The following is a 1816-nucleotide window of genomic DNA, read 5'->3' on the forward strand; positions in this document are numbered from 1 at the left end:
CGTCTCGACATTCATGTTGCGTTGCTTTCCCTGGCTGCTGCCGTCATCTGCTCGCGCTTCGTTGATGACTTGTGTTAGCGACTCTAAGACACGCCCGCACGCTGGAGCAACACCGTCTGGACAATCTTCTCCCCAGCAAAATCGCCAAGCTGGTTGACGCGGAATCTGGCGAATATTGCATCGCCGACTGTCATCCCGAAGACATCTACCTCAAGGCGTTTGAACAGTCCTGCAAGCGGCGAGATCTTCTTCGGATCAGTTTCGAGTGCGAGTTTCGCCAGGTTCTTGTAATAGCCATTGAGCTTGCCGATCATCCCTGCCGCCGAGATCACTGCGTCGACGCCAGGGCTGTGCCTCGCGCTTGCCTGGCTCTGCGCCTCCAGCGGCACCTCCTTCTTCGCCAGTGCAGTATTGAGCAGTTGAGATTCATCATGATCTTACTGTTCGCGTACAGCGCAAATTGCTGGCGCTGCTCAGTCTGAACTTGTCCACATTTCGGAGATGCCGGCGCGACATGGACGCTTTCCATCGGTGAAAAGTATCGCTATTTGTAGCGGAAATACAGATTGCCAAAGTTAGGAAGCTTGTTTTCGCGACGATGCTCTCGCGACGTCCTGCGTAGATCGATATTCTCGATGTCTGACCAACCAAATGCCTTGAAGATCGTCTCTGCAATCTTGACAAAACCCATGAACTTTCGCGAGATCCGAAACGCCATCAATCCCGAAACCACTATCCAAAGAGGAGTCCCAGACAGCAAAACAATCTGCTCGTTCTGATCGAGAAAGGCACCCCATCCCTCTTGAAGGACCGTCATTAGCAGAAGAAGCAAATACACCACCGATGAAAAACCGATCCAAACTTTCACCGATCTGCGGTAGTGCACCTTTCTCCCTGCTGTTGCATGAGGATACACGGCGAGCAGGTCATCGCCGTCGCGCTTGACCGCGTACACGACATAACGATTGTTTCCCATAGGCTCAGCGACAACCTCAACGTTATCGCCGTTGCGCATGGGCATCATCCAGAGCCAACCCTTCATCTGCTTACCGTCCAGTTCGAACTCTACCCAGTCAGCTTCTTCGTCGGAATTTCCAGCCATGCCGATCAGGCCAATGCCTGTCGCCCCCATTCCTAGGGCCGAAGCCGCAATTGCGGTCGCTCCGACCTGCTGTTGCTGAACCTCGGTTAGAACGAAGTCGTGACTACGGCGTGATCGTTTTAGCCCCGAGATCGTTCCGCTCAACAACACAGTCGAATTGTTCAGTTCCTGTTTTTTCATGAGAGTTTGGTCATGGCATTGGCAAAATCCTTCTCCTGTTGGGAAGGGTCGGTATAGCGCTCAACATCATGATCCGCAACTCGAAACAGAGTTTCGCGCCCGGTACCAAAGGCACATCGGGAACACCAGCTTTCCAGTTCGTCTGGCGTGAGCCAGTCTGCCATCGCCTGAAGCACAAGCAGCCCCACGGTTGCCTCCCAACCGGTCAGCATCGCGACAGACCGCAGAGCCGCCCATGCAACCGCTCGAGCGGTAACCGTTTCTACGGCTTCAATAACAACATCCGTTCCATACCGAACCGCTAGCTTTTTAAGCAATGGTGCTGCGGTGCTCGTCGCATCAATCAAAGTTGCAGTGCCCGCTGCGAGTTCGACTGAGGTCTTTAGAAAATAAACCCCTGCTATGTCGTACTGATTCTTTCCACGGGCATCAATTCTTTTCTCCAAATCCATCCACGCCGAAATAAAGGTGCCGAAACTACTCAGCCCGCCACCCACCAGCTTCCAGCTTTGCGAGCGGATGGAATTCTTCAGC

General features: G+C 53.4%; 2 protein-coding genes and 1 pseudogene. All 3 read right to left on the reverse strand.

Features of this window, described 5'->3' with window-relative positions; all coding sequences use genetic code 11:
• Positions 1-83: 83 nt before the first annotated feature.
• Positions 84-314 (reverse strand): hypothetical protein, encoded by a 231-nt coding sequence (locus D1Y85_RS26815; RefSeq protein ID WP_185219143.1) that lies wholly within the window; start codon positions 312-314, stop codon positions 84-86.
• Between the two features lie 230 nt (positions 315-544).
• A complete protein-coding gene (locus D1Y85_RS26820) occupies positions 545-1282 on the reverse strand; it encodes a putative type VI secretion system effector (RefSeq protein WP_124154090.1) in 738 nt (245 codons plus the stop codon).
• Positions 1279-1816 (reverse strand): annotated as a pseudogene (locus D1Y85_RS27280) (T6SS effector BTH_I2691 family protein); the annotation flags it as partial. The gene D1Y85_RS26820 and the pseudogene D1Y85_RS27280, both read right to left, overlap by 4 nt.

Origin of the sequence: Paraburkholderia dinghuensis (assembly GCF_003837865.1) — a bacterium.
Lineage (GTDB): Bacteria > Pseudomonadota > Gammaproteobacteria > Burkholderiales > Burkholderiaceae > Paraburkholderia > Paraburkholderia dinghuensis.